Consider the following 18,368-nt stretch of genomic DNA (forward strand, 5'->3'; position numbering starts at 1 on the left):
TCCCAGTCTTTTGAACTACCGGTGCGCCCGCCTCATGCTGACGGGGGCGCTCCCGCCTCACAGTGCCTATCATGTCTGAAATCTCAACCAAACCTTATATGCTGCGCGCCATCTACGAATGGTGCACCGACAGCGGCTACACGCCTTATCTCGCGGTCAAAGTCGATTCGCGCACCACGGTACCGATGGAATACGTGAAAAAGGGCGAAATCGTGCTCAACATCAGCTTCGGCGCCACCAGCGGCCTGAAGATGGACAACGACGCCATCCGCTTCCACGCCCGCTTTGGCGGCGTCTCGCGCGAAATCTACGTGCCGGTCGACAACGTGATGGCCATCTACGCCAACGAAAACGGCCAGGGCATGGCCTTCGAGCCCGTGCTGGGCAACGATGACCCCGACGCGCAACCGACGGACAGCCCCGCCTCCGCCGACGTGCCGCCGCCCGTGCTCGCCCCCGCCAGCAGCGCTCCGACCCTGTCGTCCGTGCCGACCAGCTCCCCCGAACAACGCGATGCCGCCACGCCCGGCGACGACGAGCCGCCAAAAAAAGGCGGCCGCCCGACCCTGACACGCATTAAATAGCGTATAATTCGCAACGCGCAGTTTTTGCCGACTTAGCTCATTTGGTAGAGCAGTTGATTTGTAATCATCAGGTGGCCAGTTCGAAACCGGCAGTCGGCACCAAGAATATCAAGGGCTTACAGAAATGTAAGCCCTTTTCTTTTGGATCAGTAGCAAGCACGTGACAACGCCAACTTATAGTTGCGCCTCTCTTGATTACAAGCAATCACACCTCACGTACTACTTTCCAGCGTGGCTTCTTGTCGACGTTCCCGGCAAAGACAGGCATCAATCAGTGTGGTTTCCAGGCTGGTGCACGGTGGAACCCTTTTTGCCGCATGACGACATGCAGAAGCACGTTGACCGACCTCCCCGTCTAGCGGCAAAGCCATCCAGCCGATGCGCTGGCGCTTATCGATTTCGTTTGACAATTATCAAAAATACTGTACATTTATACAGTTAAACTGATCTCATCCACTTTCCGCACATGTTGCATGGGCCAGAGCATCATGCACGGCAATATGTTGACAGCGATGTACTTTGTGCGTAGATTGATCTCGAATAGCTATCCAAATTGCTCAAAATTGATGCGATGGAGGCTCAAAATTATGCAAAACTTATATTCCGAAAAGAAAGCCGCGCAGGTTGCCGCTTACTTCCTATTTCAAGCCCAAGGCCGCCTTCCTGTACTTAAGCTGATGAAGTTGCTTTATCTAGCAGAGCGGCGCTCATATGAGATGTACGGCGATCCGATCATTGGCGACAAGCTTGTTTCTATGGATCACGGACCTGTTCTGTCTCAAACACTGAATCGCATTAACGGAATGTCCTCATCTGAAGATAATGGGTGGGATGCGTGGATCGCGGATCGTGAGGATCATGCTGTGGCTTTGCGTGACGGAAGTCGGATTCGCTCGCCAGAGCAAGACCTTCTGGAATTATCTGAAGCCGAGTTTGAAGTTCTCGCAGAAACTTGGAAAGATTTTGGTCACTTGAGCAAATATCAGATTCGCGACCTCACTCACAAAATTTGCCCTGAGTGGGAAGATCCTGAAGGCTCATCAGTACCCATCACGTTAGAAAAATTGTTCGAAGTACTTAAATTTAATAATGAACAGACACGGTTACTGAAAAAACAATTACGCGAGCAGCAGGCGATCAACGCCGCTTTTACATCGGCGGCATGATGCCCGGCTGGTTACCGCGAGCCAAGGAAACACTCCTCATACCATCTGGTCCTGGTGGTATGTTTCATTTATTTATAGTACTAAATGACCCAGCGCCCATCGATGGCTATCCTGACAATATGTGCGCGCTGGTATGCGTTTGTTCGACCTATCCGAACGTCCCGTTCGATGCAACTTGTGAGCTTCAGGTCGGAAGCCATCCTTTCGTAGAGCATCACAGTCACATCGCCTACAAGCATACTCGACTGGAGCCTGCGGCAACATTGTCGCAATTGGTGGAGAGCGGGGTGTTTCGTGTGCACCGTCCTTGCGGAGACCCGCCTTTTTCAGAGATCAAAGCCGGGCTGAATGCATCGAAGTTCACGAAGGGTGCCTTCAAACGACTACCCATTTAGTTGTGTAGCTAACCTTTTTCTTCCCAGGCGCCTGCAGGATGCTCCTGGTGCCATTGACGCTCATCGCGACCCGAAGTGAGCGCATAGCGTGGGACGCAACGCGGACTATCTCCACCCACACGCCGACAAGACCAACTGAAGTCCCGGTTTTAACCGACAGCAATGTTGCCAACATGATGGCAGCCTTCGCCAGATTCGCAATCGCCTTGCTGCACCGCGCAATGACTATCAGCACATTTAGGCGCAAGATGAGCACGTGCCTGCGCAATGCAGGCTCCCGATGTCTGGCTTGCCTACCTGGGGAAATATCATGTCCGCACACACTTACAAATTGATCGAGCTGGTCGGCACGTCCACCGAGAGCAGCGATCAGGCGATACGCGATGCCATTGCCAAGGCGGCGCTGACGGTCAAGCACATGGACTGGTATGAAGTGACGGAATCGCGCGGGCATATCGTCGATGGCAAGGTGGCGCATTTCCAGGTCACGCTGAAGGTCGGCTTCCGGCTCGAATAAAGTGATCGAGTAAGGCAGGCCGCGCGCTCAGCGCCGCCCGACCGTTCCCCGGCTCTCCAGCCACTCCCGGCCGCCGCTGTCCAGCGCGGCCTCGATCACCTTGTCCGGCAAGCTGTAGACGGTTGCCCAGCTGGCCCGGCCGTCCTGCGTATTCGCGGGGAAGCTGTGCGTTTCGATGGGCCAGTGGTATTTGCGTTTCAGCGCTTTCACGATGGCGGCCAGCGAGACGCGGCCTTGCAGCGGCTCGGCGCCGGACTGGTCGCGGTTCGACAGCAGCACGGCCAGGACCTGGCCGCGGCCCGTGCGTGCGCCGGGGAAAGTGGGGGTTTTGTTTGCCATGGCCTATTTTACCGGGCAAGCCATGATGTGCCGCACCTTTGATCTGGCGCAAGCGCCGCAACGGCGTTGCGGCCACGATGAGCATTTCGCCAGGCGTGCCGGCGCCCCTCCGGCAGCCTGGGCTAGCGACAAGGGGCACAGGAGAACATCATGCACAGCCTGAACATCCACGCCATGCAATGGCAGCCCGTCGCCGATATTTCCGCCGTCCATCCGCTGCTGCCCGACGACCTGGCGTGTTTTCGCGAACTGCGCGACGTGCTGCAGCGCTATGGCGCGCTCGACCGCTTCGGCATTTCCCTGATCCACCGCCATTTCGACATCGCCGACGACGAAGAGCTGATGGAGTACACGGATGCGGCCGCCCGCACGTTGACGGTGAAGCCTGTCAAGAAAAGCGACATCGACTGGCAGCACACGACGATTACCAACTGGAAATTGACGGAGGGCGAGGAAGTGGCGCGCATCGGCTGCGGCTGCGCGCGCAATTCGGGCGGCCACCTGGGTTATCACCGAGGCACCTGAAAGCGGCGTCGGCCTTTCTTACACTTTGCTTCCACCGGCTCAGTCTGCTTTACGCAAGCACTTGATTCAATGTGCTTTTTTTGTGTGGCATACAAGCTGCTTATCACTGTCTACGAGATGAATTCAGACAAGTCATTCTGGACATTCTGGATTCTTTCTCCCCCGGATTTCCCGAGACTGACTACGATAAGAGGCTGCGATGAACGTCGATCACACACGAAACAAGACCCTGGGTTGGCTGGGCGCACTGGCGGCGGCAAGTCTGCTGGCCAGCGGTCAGGCGCAGGCAGGTGCGTACGGCCTGGCCGTCAACGAATTGAACAATTTCCGCATCACCACCAGCGCCGGCGCGCTGTCGCTGGCTGGCGCCAACCGCAATGCCAGCGACAGCGCCTTTTTCCAGGGCGGCGTGGCCGTCAATCCGCGCGCCGTCAATACGGGTCCGGCCGCCAACGCCGACGTGCTGCAAGTATGTTCGGGCGGCGGCTGCAGCGGCTTGCCGCAAAACCACTACGGCCCCAGCCCCAGCTCCACCCTGGAGTTCGCCCGCGGCGATGCGCACGCCTTCGGCAATATGCTCACGGCCGCCGGCTCCACCGTGAGCGCCGTCTCGGAAGCACAGCGCAACACGGTAGGCGCCGCCACGTCGACGGCCGGCGACACGCTGACCGGCTCCGTCAACCTGACCCTGTCGAGCGCCGGCTTCATCACCTTCAGCTTCATGGGCCGGCGCGACCTGCGCACCAGCGTGACGACCATGGGCGACAAATCGAACGTGTCGATCATGGATATCTTCAATATCTCGTGCAATGCCGCCAGTCCCGTCGGCTGCCTGTCGCATGCGAATGCCGACGGCGTGATCTTCCAGTTCGCGCCTGATGGCGATGCCAGCAATGGCAGCGACATCAACGGCAACCATACGGTCGGCAGCCTGGACCCGTTCAGCCTGAACATGACGGCCGGCACCAACGACCCGGCCACCGGGCGCGCCTTCACGAATGGCTTCGCGATGTTTTCCCTGACCTCGAATTTCGCCCTGCCCGCCGGCAGCTACACCTTGAATTTTTCCAAGTCCACGCGCACCGACATCGTCGTCATCGATCCCTTGCAAGTGCCGGAGCCAGGCACCCTGTTCCTGCTGGGGACGGGATTGGCCGCCCTCGCCTTTACGCGCCGCCGCCAGGCTAAATAAGCACTGGCACGCTCAAAAGCACGCGGCGCCCGCAAAAGGCGCCGCGTTTTTTTATGCCAGCCGATGCGTGTTAACCGAGCCGTGCCAGCGCCTGGCGCGCCAGCTGCAATTGCTGCAGATAATAGCGGTGCAGCATGGCGGGGTCGCTCAAGTCGCGCCCCAGTACCAGACGCAGCTCGCTGGCGGGGCAATCGGCGGCCTGGGTCTGCACCTGGGTCTGCACCTGCGTACCCAACTGGCGGGCCAGCTGGCGCGCCGCCTGTTCCTGCGCGGGCCGGTACTCGACGCGCGTGCGCGCCACCTGGAAGCTGGCTTCATTGGCCAGGCGCACCACCTGCACGGGCGCTCCTGCCAGACTGCGCGCCAGCGCGGCGGCCAGGCCCGGCACGCCGTTGCCGTTGACAATTTCCAGGCGCGGACGCGGCGTGCCAGTCACAGGCGCAGGCGCAGCCGGCACCAATGGGCTAACGGTCAGGCTGCGCACCGCCGCCGGCACGCGTCTCAGGCGGGCCATGCCATCGCTCTGCGTGATCTCCACGCGCGCCATGGCGGGCGCATCGGGCACCGGCGCGGGCACGCCCTGCGGCGGCGCCTCGCCGCGCAACAAGGCCAGATCGCGCCGCACATCGTGTTCCTGCAAGCTGGCCGCCTGGCGCCGCATGACGGCGGCGCGCTCGTGCTGTCCCAGCCGTTCCAGTACCTGCGCCAGGTGCTGCCAGGCCAGCGCATTGAGCGGATCGAGCAGACACGCCTGTTCCAGCACGGGCAAGGCTTGCGCGTCGCGGCCGCTTAAATAATAGGCGTGGCCGAGATTGCTGAACAGATAGGCCTGCTGCGGCTGCCGTGTACCCGCCTCCTGCGTCAAGGCCAGCCAATGGGCGATCGCCGCGTCATGCTCGCCCCGCTGCGCGTGCAGCACGGCCAGTCCGTTGCGCGCGTTCACGTGGCGCGGCGCATGGCGCAGGGCTTGCTCATAAGCCGCTTGCGCCGCGGGCAGGTCGCCCCGCTCGACATGCTGGCGCCCCGCCGCATAGGCGGCATCGGCGTCAGGCCACTGCGGCGCCGGTGCATGGGCCAGCTGCGTGGTACAGGCGGCCAGGCCCAGACAGGCGCAGGCGGCGGCCAGGCGGGATATCGTCAAGCGCATGGTGAGACTCCTTTCAGCGGCTGGCCATGGCCGGCACGAGCACGCGATAGACTTCGATCACGGCCGGCCCCATCAGCACCAGCATCAGGGTGGGAAAGACGCAAAAAATCAGCGGGAACAGCAGCTTTAACGCGATCTTCGCCGCCGCCTCCTCGGCCAGCAGGCTGCGCTTGCCGCGCAGATTTTCCGAATGCACGCGCAGCGAATCGCCCATGCTGGTGCCGAAGCGTTCCGACTGGATCAGCATGGCGACCAGGGTATCGACGTCTTCCACGCCGCTGCGCAAGGCCAGGTTGCGCAGCGCCTTTTCCTTGGAAAAACCGGCGCGCATTTCCATCAGCACCAGTTGCAATTCCTGCGCCAGTACCACGCTTTTGATGTGGATCTCGCCCGACACCTTTACCAGCGCGCGCTCCAGGCTCAGGCCCGCTTCCACGCACACGGTCAGCAAGTCGAGCGCATCGGGGATGTTTTCGAAAATGTCGCGCTGGCGCCGCTTGGCCGTACTGGCCAGCACCAGGTTGGGCAGGTAATAGCCGATGGTGGCGCTGACGCACAGCAGCAACAGCAGCACGCTGCGCAGCTGCGCCGCCATGGCGCTGGCCGCATACAGGCCCAGCGCGGTGGGAAACAGCAGGGCCAGCACGCTTTTCGCCGCAAAGTACAGGGCCGGCGCGCTCGCCTGGCGCCAGCCCGCGTTCATGAAACGCGTGCGCAGCGGCGAGCGCTCCCAGCCCTCTTCCGGCAGCGACAGCTTGCTGAACGGCTGCGCCACGCGCACCACCCGCTCGACCCAGCCAGTATCGGCCACCGCCTCGCTGGCGGCCGACGCCGTGGCGCCGAACAGACGCTGGCGCAAGGTACCGGGAAAGAAGATCAGCCACGCCAGCAGGGCCAGCGCCACCACCACGGCAAAGACGATCAACAAGAACAGCAGTTGTGCACCGGTCATGAAGTATTCCTCCTCTGATCGACTGAAAAAACGTTCAGGGCTAGGCGCGTCGCCGAAGACAGTACGGGCGTACGGCGAGGCGACGCAACAACGCCATGGACTTTTTTTCAGGCGCGCCCTTCAAATACGGATGCGGATGACGTTACGCATCCAGACGACACCCAGCGCCACCATGCCAGCCGCGTACCACAACAGTTTGATGCCGCTGGGATCGGTCCACAGCAGGCGGATGTATTGCGGGTTGACCAGGGCCATGACACCGATCATCACCACCGGCATCAGGCCCAGCACCCAGGCCGACATGCGCCCCTCGGCCGACAGCACGCGCACCTGTCCCAGCAACTTCAAGCGGGCGCGGATGATGCGGGCGATGCTGACCAGCACCTCGGCCAGGTTGCCGCCCGATTCGCGCTGCACCAGCACGGCGATGACGAGGTAGCGCAAGTCCGTCAGCGGGATGCGCGCAGCCAGGTTTTGCAGCGCCTCGTTCATCGGCACGCCGTAATTGATCTCTTCGTGCGCCGTCTTGAATTCGCCGCTGATCGGCTCATTGAGTTCGTCTCCCACCATCTGCAGCACGTTCGAAAACGAGTGCCCGGCGCGCAGCGCGCGGGCCAGGAAATCGGCCGCTTCCGGCAGTTGCGCCTCGATCTTTTTCAGCCGCGCCGCGCGCGCGCGCAGCACGAACAAACACGGTGCGCTCACGGCACAGGACAGCAGCAGCAAGGCGCCGGGCAAGGGCATGGACCAGGCCGCCAACAGCAGCAAGGCCGCCAGCAGCAAGGCGCCGCTGCCGCCCAGGAATTGCGCCACCGACCAGGACAAGCCCGATTGCAGCAGCAAATGATCCAGCCGCGCCGCCTGCGGCATGCGCCGCAGCAGCCGCTCCAGGCCGGGCGAACGCGCATAGCGGCGCTGCTTGAGGATGGAGACGCGCTCGCCGCCCGCCTCGCCGCGCGCCGCCATCAGCCGCAGGCGCCGGTTGATGCGCCGCGCCGCGCTGCCATGCGTGCCCGACCACCACAGCCAGGCCCCTTCCACCATCAGAATGCAGGCGGCGAACAGCAGCACGGCAAAGCCGTAGAACACCAGGTCCATGATCCCTCCCCCTTACTCATAAATTCGGTCCGGGTCGAACACCGTGTCCGGCACCGGCGCGCCGAACATGCGCAAGCGCTCCGTAAAGCGGGGCCGCACGCCCGTGGCGCAAAAGTGGCCCTGCACCTTGCCGTCGGCATCGACGCCCGTCTGCTCGAAGCGGAAGATTTCATGCATGGCGATGATGTCGCCTTCCATCCCCGTCACTTCCTGCAGGCTGACCAGCTTGCGCGCGCCATCCGTCAGGCGCGACACTTGCATCACCACCGTTACGGCCGAACAGATCTGCTGGCGCGTGGCGCGCGGCGTCAGGTTCACGTTGGCCATGCCGACCATGTTTTCCAGCCGCGCCAGCGCGTCGCGCGCCGTGTTCGAATGGATGGTCGCCAGCGACCCTTCATGGCCCGTGTTCATCGCCTGCAGCATGTCGAGCGCCTCGGCGCCGCGCACCTCGCCCAGGATGATGCGGTCGGGCCGCATGCGCAGCGCATTGCGCACCAGCGCGCGCTGGCTTACTTCCCCCTTGCCTTCGATATTCGGCGGGCGCGTTTCCAGCCGTACCACGTGCGGCTGGCGCAGCGCCAGTTCGGCCGCATCCTCGATGGTGACGATGCGCTCGCTGCCGGGAATGAAGCCGGACAGCACGTTGAGCAGGGTCGTCTTGCCGCTGCCCGTGCCGCCCGAGATCAGGATATTGATCTTCGCCTGGCCCAGCGCCTGCAACACCTGCACCATGGGCGGCGTCAGGCTTTTGTAGTCGAGCAGGTTGGCGATGCTCAAAGGCTGCACGGCAAAGCGCCGGATGGACAGGATCGGGCCATCGACGGCCAGCGGCGGAATGATGGCATTCACGCGCGAGCCGTCCGGCAGGCGCGCGTCGACCATCGGGCTCGATTCATCGACGCGCCGTCCCACGCGCGAGACGATCTTTTCGATGATCTTCATCAGGTGCGCATTGTCGTGGAAGGTCACGTCCGTCAGCTGCAGCCGCCCGCCCCGCTCCACATACACCTTGTCGCAGGTATTGACGAGGATGTCGGACACGCTGGCATCGGCCAGCAGGGGTTCGAGCGGACCAAAGCCCAGCATCTCGTGCTGGATGTCGAGCACCAGGCTATGCCGCTCGTGCTGATTGAGGACGATGCGCTCTTCCTCGATCACGCGCTGCACCAGCAGCGCCAGCTCATGCTTGAACTGCTCGGCAGTCAGGCGTTTCAGGCGTTCCAGGTCGATACGGTCGAGTATCGTCTGGTGCATGGTTTTTTTCAGTTCCTGGTAGGCGTGCAGCGCCAGCGCGCCTTGTCCATTGCTGGCGGGGCGCACCGTTTCATTTGCCGCCAGGCGTTCGCGTAAAGTCATCTCGGCTCCCATGATGGCCCCCGGCGGGAGCCTTGACATATGTTTCTGTCCTAAACCTCGCTGCGGCTGAACAGGCGGTCGAACAGGCCGCGGCTTTCCGTCACGCGGCGCGCCGTCACCAGTTCCACCAGCTCGGCCAGGCTGCGCGCCACGGCGCTGGTGCGCGACAGCTGCAGCAGCGGGATGCCCTGGTTGACGGAATCGGTGGCGGCGATGTAATCGTTGGGCACCGTGTGCACCACTTCCGCGCCCAGCGCCTGCTCCAGGTCCGCCAGGCGCAGGCGCCCGCCCTTCTCATAACGGTTGACGATCAGGCGCAGGCGCTCGCCCGGATAGCCGAGCGAACGGAAAATGTCGAGCAGGCGCCGCCCGTCGCGGATGTCGGGCAAGGCCAGCTGCAGCACCGGATAGATGGCGTCGGCGTTGTCGAGCGCGCGCAACGACAGCGCATCGATCTGGCGTCCCACGTCGAGCACGATGTAGTCGTAGTGCTGGCGCGCCACGGCCAGGATGCGGTCCATGTGCTCGGGCTGCATGTCGACCTTGTGCGCGGGGTCGTCGGCCGCCGCCAGCACGCCGAAGTTCGGCGTCACGTGCACCAGGCACGAGGCGAGGAAGGCGCCGTCCATGCGCGCGATCTGGGCACAGATGTCGGACAGTGTCATCGCCGGCTTCTGGTCCGAGACATACAGGGTGGCGTCGCCGAACTGGCCATGCAGGTCGATCAGCAGCACCTTGCAGCCGGCCAGGCTGGCCAGCGCGTAGGAAAAATTCGTCGATAGAAAAGTGGCGCCGCTGCCGCCCTTGCACGAGATGAAGGCGAGGACTTTACCGTCGCGCATCTGCGTCACGCCGGCCTGGATATCGACCCGATCCATCGCCTCGTGAAAGGCCTTGTGCACCAGCGGCAGCTGCAGCACTTCGCGCATGCCAGCGCGCATGGCGCGGATCAGCACATCCTGCTGCTGTCCGCGCGTGAGCAGCATCAGCACCGCCAGCGGATACTGGCGCGCCAGGCGCTCGAGCAGGTCGGCTTCGTCGGCATCGATACCGCTGGCGTCGACGATCACCAGTTCCGGCGCTTCCGGCAGCATGCGCTCGACGGCGTCGCGCAGGCCGCTGCGCCGTTCCAGCAGCCGCAGCACGGGCATGCGGGCCGCCCCCTGCGCGGCAATTTCATCGTGCAAGCTGGCATCGCGGCTAATCATCAGGGCTTTCATCGCACTTCCTCGCTTCTTTCAGGTCTACACAGTCGGCTGCGCCGCCAAGTGGCGCTCAAGGACAAAAACCGGGATTGTCCGGATAACCCAGCGACTCGGCCACGGCCATGGTGGCGCCGTTGGGCAGGCGCACGGCGCCTGCGCCGGAAGGAAACATCACTGCCAGCAGCGGCAGGATGGGCCGGTACGGCACGCTCTCGCAGCGTCCGCCATCGCCGGGCACGCACAGGCGCGCGCGCACGAAACGGATGCAGCTGGCGCCATGCGGATCGTCCAGGCAATTGATGCGGTTACGCTGCGGACAACCGGGCATCACCGTCACCGGCAATGCCGCCAGCGCGGCGCCGCCGCTGGACTGTGACAGGTAATCGATGCGCACATACGCGTCGCTGATGCCGCCGCCCAGCGGCAGCACGCCAGGCGCGGCGCGCAGCACGGCTTGCGCGCGCACGGCCTGCAGCGCACTTGCATTGCTGAAATCGGTAACGGCGGCGCCGCGCGCGGCACGCCGGGTAATCTCGTGCACCATATTCCATAGATACACGGCGCGCGCCACTTCCAGCATGGCGAACAGGAACAGGAAGAACAGCAGCGCCAGCATGGCGAACTCGACGGCGAAGACGCCGCCCTGGCGCTGCCGGCGGGGGCGCAGGTTAATTAACATAGCGTACTGTCGCATTGGCGCGCAGCGGGATCGGCGCCAGCTGCGGCAGCCACTTGCGGGTCAGTTCGGGCAGGAAATCCACAGGCATGTCGACGGACAACTTGATGCGCACCTGCAGCGGCGCCGCCGCATAAGTGCCGCAGCTGTAGGAGTCGTCGGCATACACGCATTCCACGCTGATCAGGTATGGCTGCATGGCCGGCCAGCTTTCCGCCATGGCATCGACCACCATCTGCCGGGCAAACACGGCACCCTGGTTCGCCGTGTCGCCCCTGGCCATCTGCGACAGCGGCATGGTGGCCAGGTAGCGCGCCGCATCGTGCGTACTTTTTTGCAGGGCCGTGTACACCAGCAGCGCGCGGCCGAACAGCAGCACGAAAGGCAGCAGCGCCATGAAAAACAGCAGGATCAGCGCCAGCTCGATGGCGGCGACACCCTCCTGGCGGCGTCGCGCGCGGCAGGGCGGCCTCATTGCAGCAACTCCGCAGGGCCCGCCAGCGCGCCCTCGGCCACGAGGCCGTCAAATTCGGCGCTCAACACGCCATTGCTGGCCGGCGCCGTCATGAAGAAGCGGCCGATGCCCCGCACCTGCGCCAGCACGTCGCTGCCGGCCGGCACAGGGCAGGCCAGCAGGGCAATATGCAGCAGGCGCCGCTGCGCCACGCCCGTATTGCCGGTCGGCGCCGTCTGGTAAGCCAGCGTCTGGTATGGCGGCGTGGCAGGGTAGCCGGGCTTGGCGGCCGGCGCGGCAGGGCTAGCCGGATACAGCCTGGCCCAGTCGCTGGTGGCGAACGGTACGTAGCCGCCGGCCGGCTTCACACTGCTGTACTTGACCGCCTTGCCAAACGACCACAGCGGGCCGTAACTGCCAACGGCAGGCGGCGTCGCGTTCGATTCCGGATCGGCCACGGACAGCAGCGGATTGCCGGTGCTCAGGGCGCTCGGCGCGTCGGGCGTGTTCGTCATCCACCAGTTCGTGGCCGTATTCGGATAGGCGCGGATATTCGTGTCGGGCGGCGCCGTGACGGGATGACAGCCGCTGCCCGCATGCAGGTTGAAGCGCGCGTTGAAGGCCGGCCACAAGGCGGCGGGAAACGGCCGGTGCACATGCACTTGCGCGCTGCCGATGCGCGGGTACAGCACCGTGCCGTTGCACACAAACGGCAGCACGCTGGACTCGCCGACCTGCAGCGACGAGCCCACCACGCCGGGCTGGCCCAGGGGATTGAGCACGAAGTGTTCGGCCGCCGGACCGTGCGGATTGAGTTTCAACAGGTTATACGCCACGCCGCGGCGAAAACCATATTCCAGCAGCTCGACGGCCGGCAGCAGCGCCGCATTCGTGCGCGGGCTGGCCGCGCTGGCCGACAGCGCGCACACGGCCAGCGGCGTCAGGTTCAGGCTGGTACGTCCTGCCACGGCGCGCGCCCCCGTGTCCAGGGTGCGCAGCGCCGGCGACAAGGCGCCGAGGAACGCCGTCGCCACCCGCCCCAGCGACGGTGCATTGGCCTGCGTATCGACGCGCACGAACAGCGCCGTGGCGGCGTCGGGCACGGCGCCCGCCGCATGCCATTCGCTGGCGGGCGCGCCGGGCGCGCTGGCGAAGCGGATGCTGGCGTCCGACAGGATCGCGCCCTGCATGCGGCGCCGCCACGCGCTCTTGTCGGCCGCACTCTGCTTGGCTTTGTCCACGGCAGCGAGCAAGCCTTCGGGCGTGCCCACCAGTTCGGCGGCCGCCGCCAGCGCCGCGTTGTCGGCCAGGTTCTGCAATTCCGTCTTGCGGCCGATGATCTGTCCCACGTCGAGCGCCAGGCCGATAAAGCCCAGCACCAGGATAAGCAGGATGGAAAAGGCGATCAGCATCGCCCCGCGCTCGCGCCGGCGTCTATTTGCCATTGGCGCCTCCCAGCATGAACTGCACCGGCTGCGGCGTCTGGCCGTTCGGTTCGGCGAACGAGGCGCGGTAGCGCTGCATGACGGCGTGTGCGCTGGGGCCGTCAAGCCCGTCGGCAGGCTGGCGATTGTCCGCGCTGGCCGGATCGCGCACCTGCTGCGCCATGGCCAGGCGCACGGCGTCGCCGAAGCGCGGGTCCAGCTGCGGCGTGCTGCTACTGCTGTGCGCGCAGGCTGCCAGCTGCAGCGCCAGGGTCAGCGCGGCCAGGCGCCGCAGCCATATCAGGAGCGAATTCGGCATGGCGTGTCTCCCCGTCTCATTTCAACTCGAAGCCGTTGGCCGCGCGCGGCGGCGGCACGGACGGCGGCGCTGGCGGCACGGTGGCTTCCATCTTGCCGCGCAACATCAATTCCGTGCGCGAAGGCGGCGCCAGCTGCGCCGTCGGCAGCACGACATCGGACGGCAAGGGTTTCACCAGGTGCGCGGTAATGACGAACAACAATTCCGTGCGGTCATGCTGGAAGTCCGTGCTGCGAAACAGCGCGCCGAGGATGGGCAGTTCGCTCAGCCACGGCACGCCCGCGATGTTGCTCACCTGGTTGTTCTTGATCAAGCCGCCGATGGCGTAGCTCTGGCCGTCATACAGCTGCACCGTGGTCGAAGCGCGCCGCGTGGTGATGACGGGCAAAATAGAACGTCCGCTGACGCCGACGGCGGAAATGCCCACCCCTTCGCGCGACAGTTCCGACACTTCCGGCGCCACCTTCAAATTGATGCGCCCGCCCGACAGCACGGTGGGGGTAAATCGCAGGCCGACGCCATACTCGCGCTCTTCCAGCGTGATCTTGTTGTTGTCCTGGCCGACGGGAATGAAGATCTTGCCGCCGGCCAGAAAACTGCCCTCCTGTCCGCTGATCGCCATCACCGTCGGCTCGGCCAGGATGCGCACCAGGCCATCCTGTTTCTGCGCCTCGATGGTCAGCTGCTGGCCATTCGACTTGCGCACGTCGAGCAAGCCGTTGGCCGTGCCGCTCAAGAAATTCGACAGCAAGGTGGTGGCCCAGCTGCCGGAGGCGAGGCGCAGGGTGGCGCCCACTTCCAGCCGCTCCAGCAGGGACTTCGACACTTCGGCGATCTGCACGGCCAGCATCACCTGCTGCGGCGCGCTGACGTCGAGCATATTGATGACGCGGCTGTTCGCGCTGCCCGCGCCGCCGGGTGCAGCGGCCGCGAGCGGCAAGGCGGCGCCATCGGCTGGCTTGGGCAGCGCCAGCGGTGCGGTGGCGCGGCGCACATACGCATGCGCCAGCTCGACGGCGCGCAGCACGGCGCCCGCATCCTGCACCGTGCCCGACAGCACCAGGGTATCGGCCACGGCCGTCACGCGGATGGCTTTTTCTTCCGGCATCAGGGCCGCCAGGGTCGTTTGCAGGCCGGACGGGTCCATGCTGACACTGACGTTCACCACGCTGCACACGCCGCTCCTGCCCTGGATGATCATATTCGTGCTGCCCACGTCGACACCGACCAGATACAAGGTGTCGGGTGCGACCAGCATGGCTTGCAGCATGGCCGGATTGCCGACGCTGCGGGCCAGCACCGCCTCGGGCAGGCGCAACATGCTCGACTTGCCCACCTGCAGCTGCAAGTTGCCGGGCGTCGCCGCTTCGCCGCCGCAGCGGGGGCCAGGATCGGCTGCCGCGCCGGCAAGCGGCAACAGCAGGCAGCACAGTGTCAGCAGGGCGCGGTTCATGAGCGTGTCCATGGTTGATCAAGGCAACAAGGCTAAAAACATTCGCGCGACTGGCGCGTCCCATCGATGACGCCGCTGCACTGGCGCTTGGGCTCCGGCGGCGCCTTGGCCACGCGCATGGGACGCGGCGCCACGGCCGGCACGGGCGCGGCGGCGGGAGCAGGCTCGGCTTCATGCGGTCCGCCCAGCAGGGTCAGCTTGGTGGCACCCGCCGTCACGCCCGGCTGCGGGTCGACCTGGTTGCGCAGCACCAGCGACAGGCTGCCCACGCTGCGCGCCAGATCCAGGTTTTCCGCCTGTTCCGGCGTCACTTCCAGGGTCACGGCATTGACCACGCGCGGCTTGGTCTCGTCGCGTCCCACTTCCTGCGCCACGGCCAGCACGAGGATGCGTTCGAGCACGATCTTGGAAATGTTGCGGCTTTGCGGAAACGCGCGGTCGCCGGCATCCTGCTGGGTACTGACGATGATGTCGACATAATTGCCCGGCAAGGCGAAGCCGGCCACGCCGATCACGTCGTTGACGCGCACGGTGATGGCGCGCCGCCCTTCCGTGATCAGGGCCGACAGGCCGCCCAACGTCCCCACGGGCGCCAGCTTGGCTTCGCTCAGCGGCTCGCCGCGCAGCACGCTCGTTTTCAGTACCCGTCCCGCCAGTTTCGCCGGGTCTTGCAGCGCGCCTTGCGGCAAGCTTTCCGCCGGCCATTCGGCCAGGCGCAGCATCTCGGGCGTCAGGCGCTGGCCCAGGTTGACATCGCTGGCGGCGACGACGATCTTGCCCTTGCCGGCCGGCGTCTGGCGCAGCAGCCAGTGCGAGGCCAGCAGCACGGCCAGCAGACCCAGCACCACGGCCAGGCCCATCATCAGCAGGGCGCGCCGGTTTTTCATGCGATGCGCTCGCACAGGCTGGCGGCCGGCATGTCGCAACTGGCAAACAGGCTGCTCCAGGCCTGCTCCAGGGCGCCCACCGTCAGGCGCGCCTCGCTGCCGGCAAAGCCGGCGAAGTCGCCTATGCGCGCCAGCAATTCCTGCGGATAGCTGGCCAGCAGGGGCCGTCCCTGCGCGCCATGCAGCTGCAGCAGATGGTTCAGGGCCAGCTCGTCGATGGTCATGCCGGCCAGGCGGCATTGCTGGCGGAACAGGGCGCGATAGGCGTTCTCGGCCAGCGGCCCCACCTGCACCTTGTAGCCGATGCGGCGCAGCAAGGCAGGATCGAACAGCTCGCCCGGCGGCACGTTCGTGGCCAGCACGAGGGCGTTGTCGAAGGGCACGCTGATCTGCACGCCGCCGGGCAGGCCCAGCTGGTCGCTGCCCCGTGCCAGCGGCTGCATCAGCCGCGTCAGCAGTTCTTGCGCGCCCAGGCGCTGGCGGCCCAGGTCGTCGATGATCAGCATGCCATTGTTGGCCCGCACATGGGGCGGCGCCTGGTAGCAGCCGCCGCTGGCGTCATGGCGCAGCTCCAGCGTGCCGGCGTCGAGCTCGGCGCCCACGTGGATCACGGGACGCTGGCACAGCACCCAGCGGATATCCGTGCTGCGCCGCTCCAGCGCCTGGCGCGCATGGCTGACGTGCTGCGGCGCGGGCGGCAGGTGCTGGGCCGGATCGTACAACTGGATGATGTCGTGGCCGACGACGATGGCGTAGGGCACGGCGACCAGCCCGTGCAGCAATTGCCCCAGTTGCAGCGCCAAGGTCGACTTGCCGCTGCCGGGCGGACCGTACAGCAGCAGCGAGCGCCCCGAATGCAGGGCCGCGCCCACCACGTCGAGCATGCCCGGCCCCGCATGGGCGCCGCCCAGCACGGCGGCCAGGTCATCGCTGCCGACACGCTGTTCCTGCGCCAGCCACGACTGGCGCGCGACCATGGCGCGGTACGCTTCCAGGGTGACGGGCGCGGCGCCGATATACGCGCAGCGTTCAAGAAAAGCGCTGGCGCGCTGCTTGCCGGCGCCCGTCAGCTGGTACTGCACGTCGATGTCGGATTCGCCGCGCCAGGCCACTTCGGCCATCTGCTCCGTCACCATGAAATCGAGCACTTCGCGCAAGACATTGATCGACAGGCGCAAGCGCGTCGTCAGCGCGGACAGATGCGTCTTGCCGCCCACAAACATCAGCTTGGCAATCAGTTCGACGACCAGCGGCCGTTCCAGCCCCGTTTCACGCAAGCTCTTCGGCTGCGGCGGCAAGGGCGGCATCAGGTTCGCGTCGGCGGGGCGCGGAACGCTGTCGGTGCTCATGGAATAGTCGACCTCGGTCATGCTGCGTCTCCTAGCCGGTTAAGACTGCATTGAACAGAATTCATTCTAGCGAGCGGGCACTGGCGCCCATTGATTCAGAGCAATGAATGCCAATCAGAAATAATGCTGCCCTTGCACCACCAGGCAGCCCAGGGCAATGGCCAGTCCGTACGGCATGTTGCCCACGCTGGCATGGCTGCCCAGTGCGGTCGGCGCCAGGGGAATGCCGGCCATGCGCGCGATCATCGGCCACAGCAGCTGGCGCAGATTGCCGAGGCAGGCGCGCCACTTGCCCTGGTACGTGATCATCAGCACGGCCATCAGGCCGCCCAGGACAAACGTGGCGAAACAGATCTGCAGCACGGGCCAGGGACCGGCAAAGGTGCCCACCATGGCGATCAGCTTGACGTCGCCGGCGGCCATGCCGCGCAGCACATACAGAGGCAGGAACAGAAAGAAGCCCGTCGCCATGCCGCCCAGCACCAGCTGCGGCACGCGGTGCGGCCACAACCACAAATGCAGCGCCAGCGCGGCGAGCATGCCGGCCAGCACCAGCCAATTCGGAATCTTGCGTTGGATCAGATCACTGACGGCGGCCCCCGTCACGAAGCACAGCAACAGCAGGTCGCACAAGGCAGTTGCAGGCATGGCACACCTCCCGAAAAAACCCGCTGCCGGCCGGCCAGCAGCGGGCACCCGCTTAGGGCGTCAACACCAGGTTCGACGAGATGTCGGTGAGGACGGCCAGCAAGTTGGTCTTGATCAGCAAGAATCCGGCCGTGATGGCGGTGGCCATCAAGGCCGCAATCAGGCCGTATTCGATTGCCGTAATGCCATCCTCATCCTTGACAAACTGCTGTACTGCCGACAGGAAGGTATGCATGACAAGCTCCCAAAAGTGAATCACAAGTCCCTGGCGCAATCGGGTGTGAAACATTGCCCTTTCCTGCTAATATGTTTCCTGCCGTAAATTTCTGCGCCATTGCATTGACTATAAAGCGTCCACGTTTTGGCAAATTGACGCGCCACAAGTTTCCATATGGAAATTATCAAACCTTGTCGACATGGCGGCTGGCGCAAACAAATGTTGCGATCCGGATTGAAAGCCTTCGTCAGGGCAAGTTTTTTGCAATGTAGTGCATGAATCTCATGTATTTACATGAAATATTGCATACGTTAATTGCCTATTAGGCAAAAAGACATTATCCTGCTTAGCTCTTCTTTGGAAAGGCCTCTCGCCCGGCGGTACAGAGCGTCATGCCACCAAATAAATCTTGGCTTCTTGTAGACGGACGCGAACATGCTCTTGCTTGATGCAATGCTGGTA

General features: G+C 64.4%; 20 protein-coding genes and 1 tRNA gene. 6 read left to right on the forward strand and 15 right to left on the reverse strand.

Annotation, left to right across the window (positions count from 1 at the left end; genetic code table 11):
• Positions 1 to 71 precede the first annotated feature (71 nt).
• The 4 genes from AC1RBA_RS13050 to AC1RBA_RS13065 all read left to right on the forward strand — a co-directional run bounded on the left by AC1RBA_RS13050 (position 72) and on the right by AC1RBA_RS13065 (position 2,662).
• Positions 72 to 584 carry a ClpXP protease specificity-enhancing factor gene (locus AC1RBA_RS13050; protein ID WP_474294104.1) on the forward strand — a complete coding sequence of 171 codons (513 nt, stop codon included), beginning with the start codon at positions 72 to 74 and terminating at the stop codon, positions 582 to 584.
• Positions 585 to 610: 26 nt separating this feature from the next.
• A tRNA-Thr gene (locus AC1RBA_RS13055) sits at positions 611 to 686 on the forward strand.
• 371 nt (positions 687 to 1,057) lie between these two features.
• Positions 1,058 to 1,750: a Panacea domain-containing protein gene (locus AC1RBA_RS13060; RefSeq protein ID WP_216350345.1), complete on the forward strand. Its 693-nt coding sequence runs from the start codon at positions 1,058 to 1,060 to the stop codon at positions 1,748 to 1,750.
• A gap of 705 nt (positions 1,751 to 2,455) precedes the next feature.
• Positions 2,456 to 2,662 (forward strand): dodecin, encoded by a 207-nt coding sequence (locus tag AC1RBA_RS13065; RefSeq protein ID WP_034753599.1) that lies wholly within the window; start codon positions 2,456 to 2,458, stop codon positions 2,660 to 2,662.
• Between the two features lie 27 nt (positions 2,663 to 2,689).
• On the opposite strand, the gene AC1RBA_RS13070 is transcribed toward AC1RBA_RS13065, so the two are convergent.
• Entirely contained in the window at positions 2,690 to 3,001 is a 312-nt protein-coding gene (locus AC1RBA_RS13070) for a hypothetical protein (RefSeq protein ID WP_492418531.1), read from the reverse strand.
• 150 nt (positions 3,002 to 3,151) lie between these two features.
• Here AC1RBA_RS13070 and AC1RBA_RS13075 point away from each other — a divergent pair, with 150 nt between their 5' ends.
• Both AC1RBA_RS13075 and AC1RBA_RS13080 read left to right on the forward strand, forming a co-directional pair.
• Positions 3,152 to 3,526, forward strand: coding sequence for a hypothetical protein (locus tag AC1RBA_RS13075; RefSeq protein ID WP_070219077.1), 375 nt, complete (start codon positions 3,152 to 3,154; stop codon positions 3,524 to 3,526).
• Positions 3,527 to 3,725: 199 nt separating this feature from the next.
• Positions 3,726 to 4,718 carry an EDSAP-1 family PEP-CTERM protein gene (locus AC1RBA_RS13080; RefSeq protein ID WP_492418532.1) on the forward strand — a complete coding sequence of 331 codons (993 nt, stop codon included), beginning with the start codon at positions 3,726 to 3,728 and terminating at the stop codon, positions 4,716 to 4,718.
• 70 nt (positions 4,719 to 4,788) lie between these two features.
• Here the strand turns inward: AC1RBA_RS13080 and AC1RBA_RS13085 are convergent, their stop codons facing one another.
• From AC1RBA_RS13085 to AC1RBA_RS13150, 14 genes are all read right to left on the reverse strand, one after another.
• Positions 4,789 to 5,865, reverse strand: coding sequence for a LytR C-terminal domain-containing protein (locus AC1RBA_RS13085; RefSeq protein WP_492418534.1), 1,077 nt, complete (start codon positions 5,863 to 5,865; stop codon positions 4,789 to 4,791).
• A gap of 13 nt (positions 5,866 to 5,878) precedes the next feature.
• A complete protein-coding gene (locus AC1RBA_RS13090; RefSeq protein ID WP_492418536.1) occupies positions 5,879 to 6,817 on the reverse strand; it encodes a type II secretion system F family protein in 939 nt (312 codons plus the stop codon).
• A gap of 120 nt (positions 6,818 to 6,937) precedes the next feature.
• The gene (locus AC1RBA_RS13095; protein ID WP_070219073.1) at positions 6,938 to 7,915 is read right to left on the reverse strand and encodes a type II secretion system F family protein; all 978 of its coding nucleotides are present in this window, start codon (positions 7,913 to 7,915) and stop codon (positions 6,938 to 6,940) included.
• Between the two features lie 12 nt (positions 7,916 to 7,927).
• A complete protein-coding gene (locus AC1RBA_RS13100) occupies positions 7,928 to 9,274 on the reverse strand; it encodes a TadA family conjugal transfer-associated ATPase (RefSeq protein WP_083287262.1) in 1,347 nt (448 codons plus the stop codon).
• Positions 9,275 to 9,324: 50 nt separating this feature from the next.
• A complete protein-coding gene (locus AC1RBA_RS13105) occupies positions 9,325 to 10,494 on the reverse strand; it encodes a CpaE/TadZ family protein (protein ID WP_070219071.1) in 1,170 nt (389 codons plus the stop codon).
• Positions 10,495 to 10,549: 55 nt separating this feature from the next.
• Complete coding sequence (locus AC1RBA_RS13110) at positions 10,550 to 11,158, reverse strand: TadE/TadG family type IV pilus assembly protein (RefSeq protein WP_070219070.1); 609 nt, start codon at positions 11,156 to 11,158, stop codon at positions 10,550 to 10,552.
• Complete coding sequence (locus AC1RBA_RS13115; RefSeq protein ID WP_070313047.1) at positions 11,148 to 11,630, reverse strand: TadE/TadG family type IV pilus assembly protein; 483 nt, start codon at positions 11,628 to 11,630, stop codon at positions 11,148 to 11,150. Before AC1RBA_RS13115 ends, AC1RBA_RS13110 begins: the two co-directional genes overlap by 11 nt.
• Positions 11,627 to 13,054, reverse strand: coding sequence for a pilus assembly protein TadG-related protein (locus AC1RBA_RS13120; RefSeq protein WP_492418539.1), 1,428 nt, complete (start codon positions 13,052 to 13,054; stop codon positions 11,627 to 11,629). Before AC1RBA_RS13120 ends, AC1RBA_RS13115 begins: the two co-directional genes overlap by 4 nt.
• Entirely contained in the window at positions 13,044 to 13,352 is a 309-nt protein-coding gene (locus tag AC1RBA_RS13125; RefSeq protein ID WP_070219068.1) for a hypothetical protein, read from the reverse strand. The genes AC1RBA_RS13120 and AC1RBA_RS13125 overlap by 11 nt, the downstream gene beginning before the upstream one ends.
• Positions 13,353 to 13,368: 16 nt before the next feature.
• Entirely contained in the window at positions 13,369 to 14,817 is a 1,449-nt protein-coding gene (locus tag AC1RBA_RS13130) for a type II and III secretion system protein family protein (RefSeq protein WP_492418541.1), read from the reverse strand.
• 20 nt (positions 14,818 to 14,837) lie between these two features.
• Complete coding sequence (gene cpaB, locus AC1RBA_RS13135; protein ID WP_492418543.1) at positions 14,838 to 15,692, reverse strand: Flp pilus assembly protein CpaB; 855 nt, start codon at positions 15,690 to 15,692, stop codon at positions 14,838 to 14,840.
• Positions 15,689 to 17,062: an ATP-binding protein gene (locus AC1RBA_RS13140; RefSeq protein WP_492418544.1), complete on the reverse strand. Its 1,374-nt coding sequence runs from the start codon at positions 17,060 to 17,062 to the stop codon at positions 15,689 to 15,691. The genes cpaB and AC1RBA_RS13140 overlap by 4 nt, the downstream gene beginning before the upstream one ends.
• Positions 17,063 to 17,155: 93 nt before the next feature.
• Positions 17,156 to 17,689 (reverse strand): A24 family peptidase, encoded by a 534-nt coding sequence (locus AC1RBA_RS13145; protein WP_070219065.1) that lies wholly within the window; start codon positions 17,687 to 17,689, stop codon positions 17,156 to 17,158.
• A 52-nt stretch (positions 17,690 to 17,741) separates the two neighbouring features.
• Positions 17,742 to 17,924 (reverse strand): Flp family type IVb pilin, encoded by a 183-nt coding sequence (locus tag AC1RBA_RS13150; RefSeq protein WP_034752975.1) that lies wholly within the window; start codon positions 17,922 to 17,924, stop codon positions 17,742 to 17,744.
• Positions 17,925 to 18,368 lie beyond the last annotated feature (444 nt).

This window comes from Janthinobacterium sp. GW823-FHT03B06 (assembly GCF_058796955.1).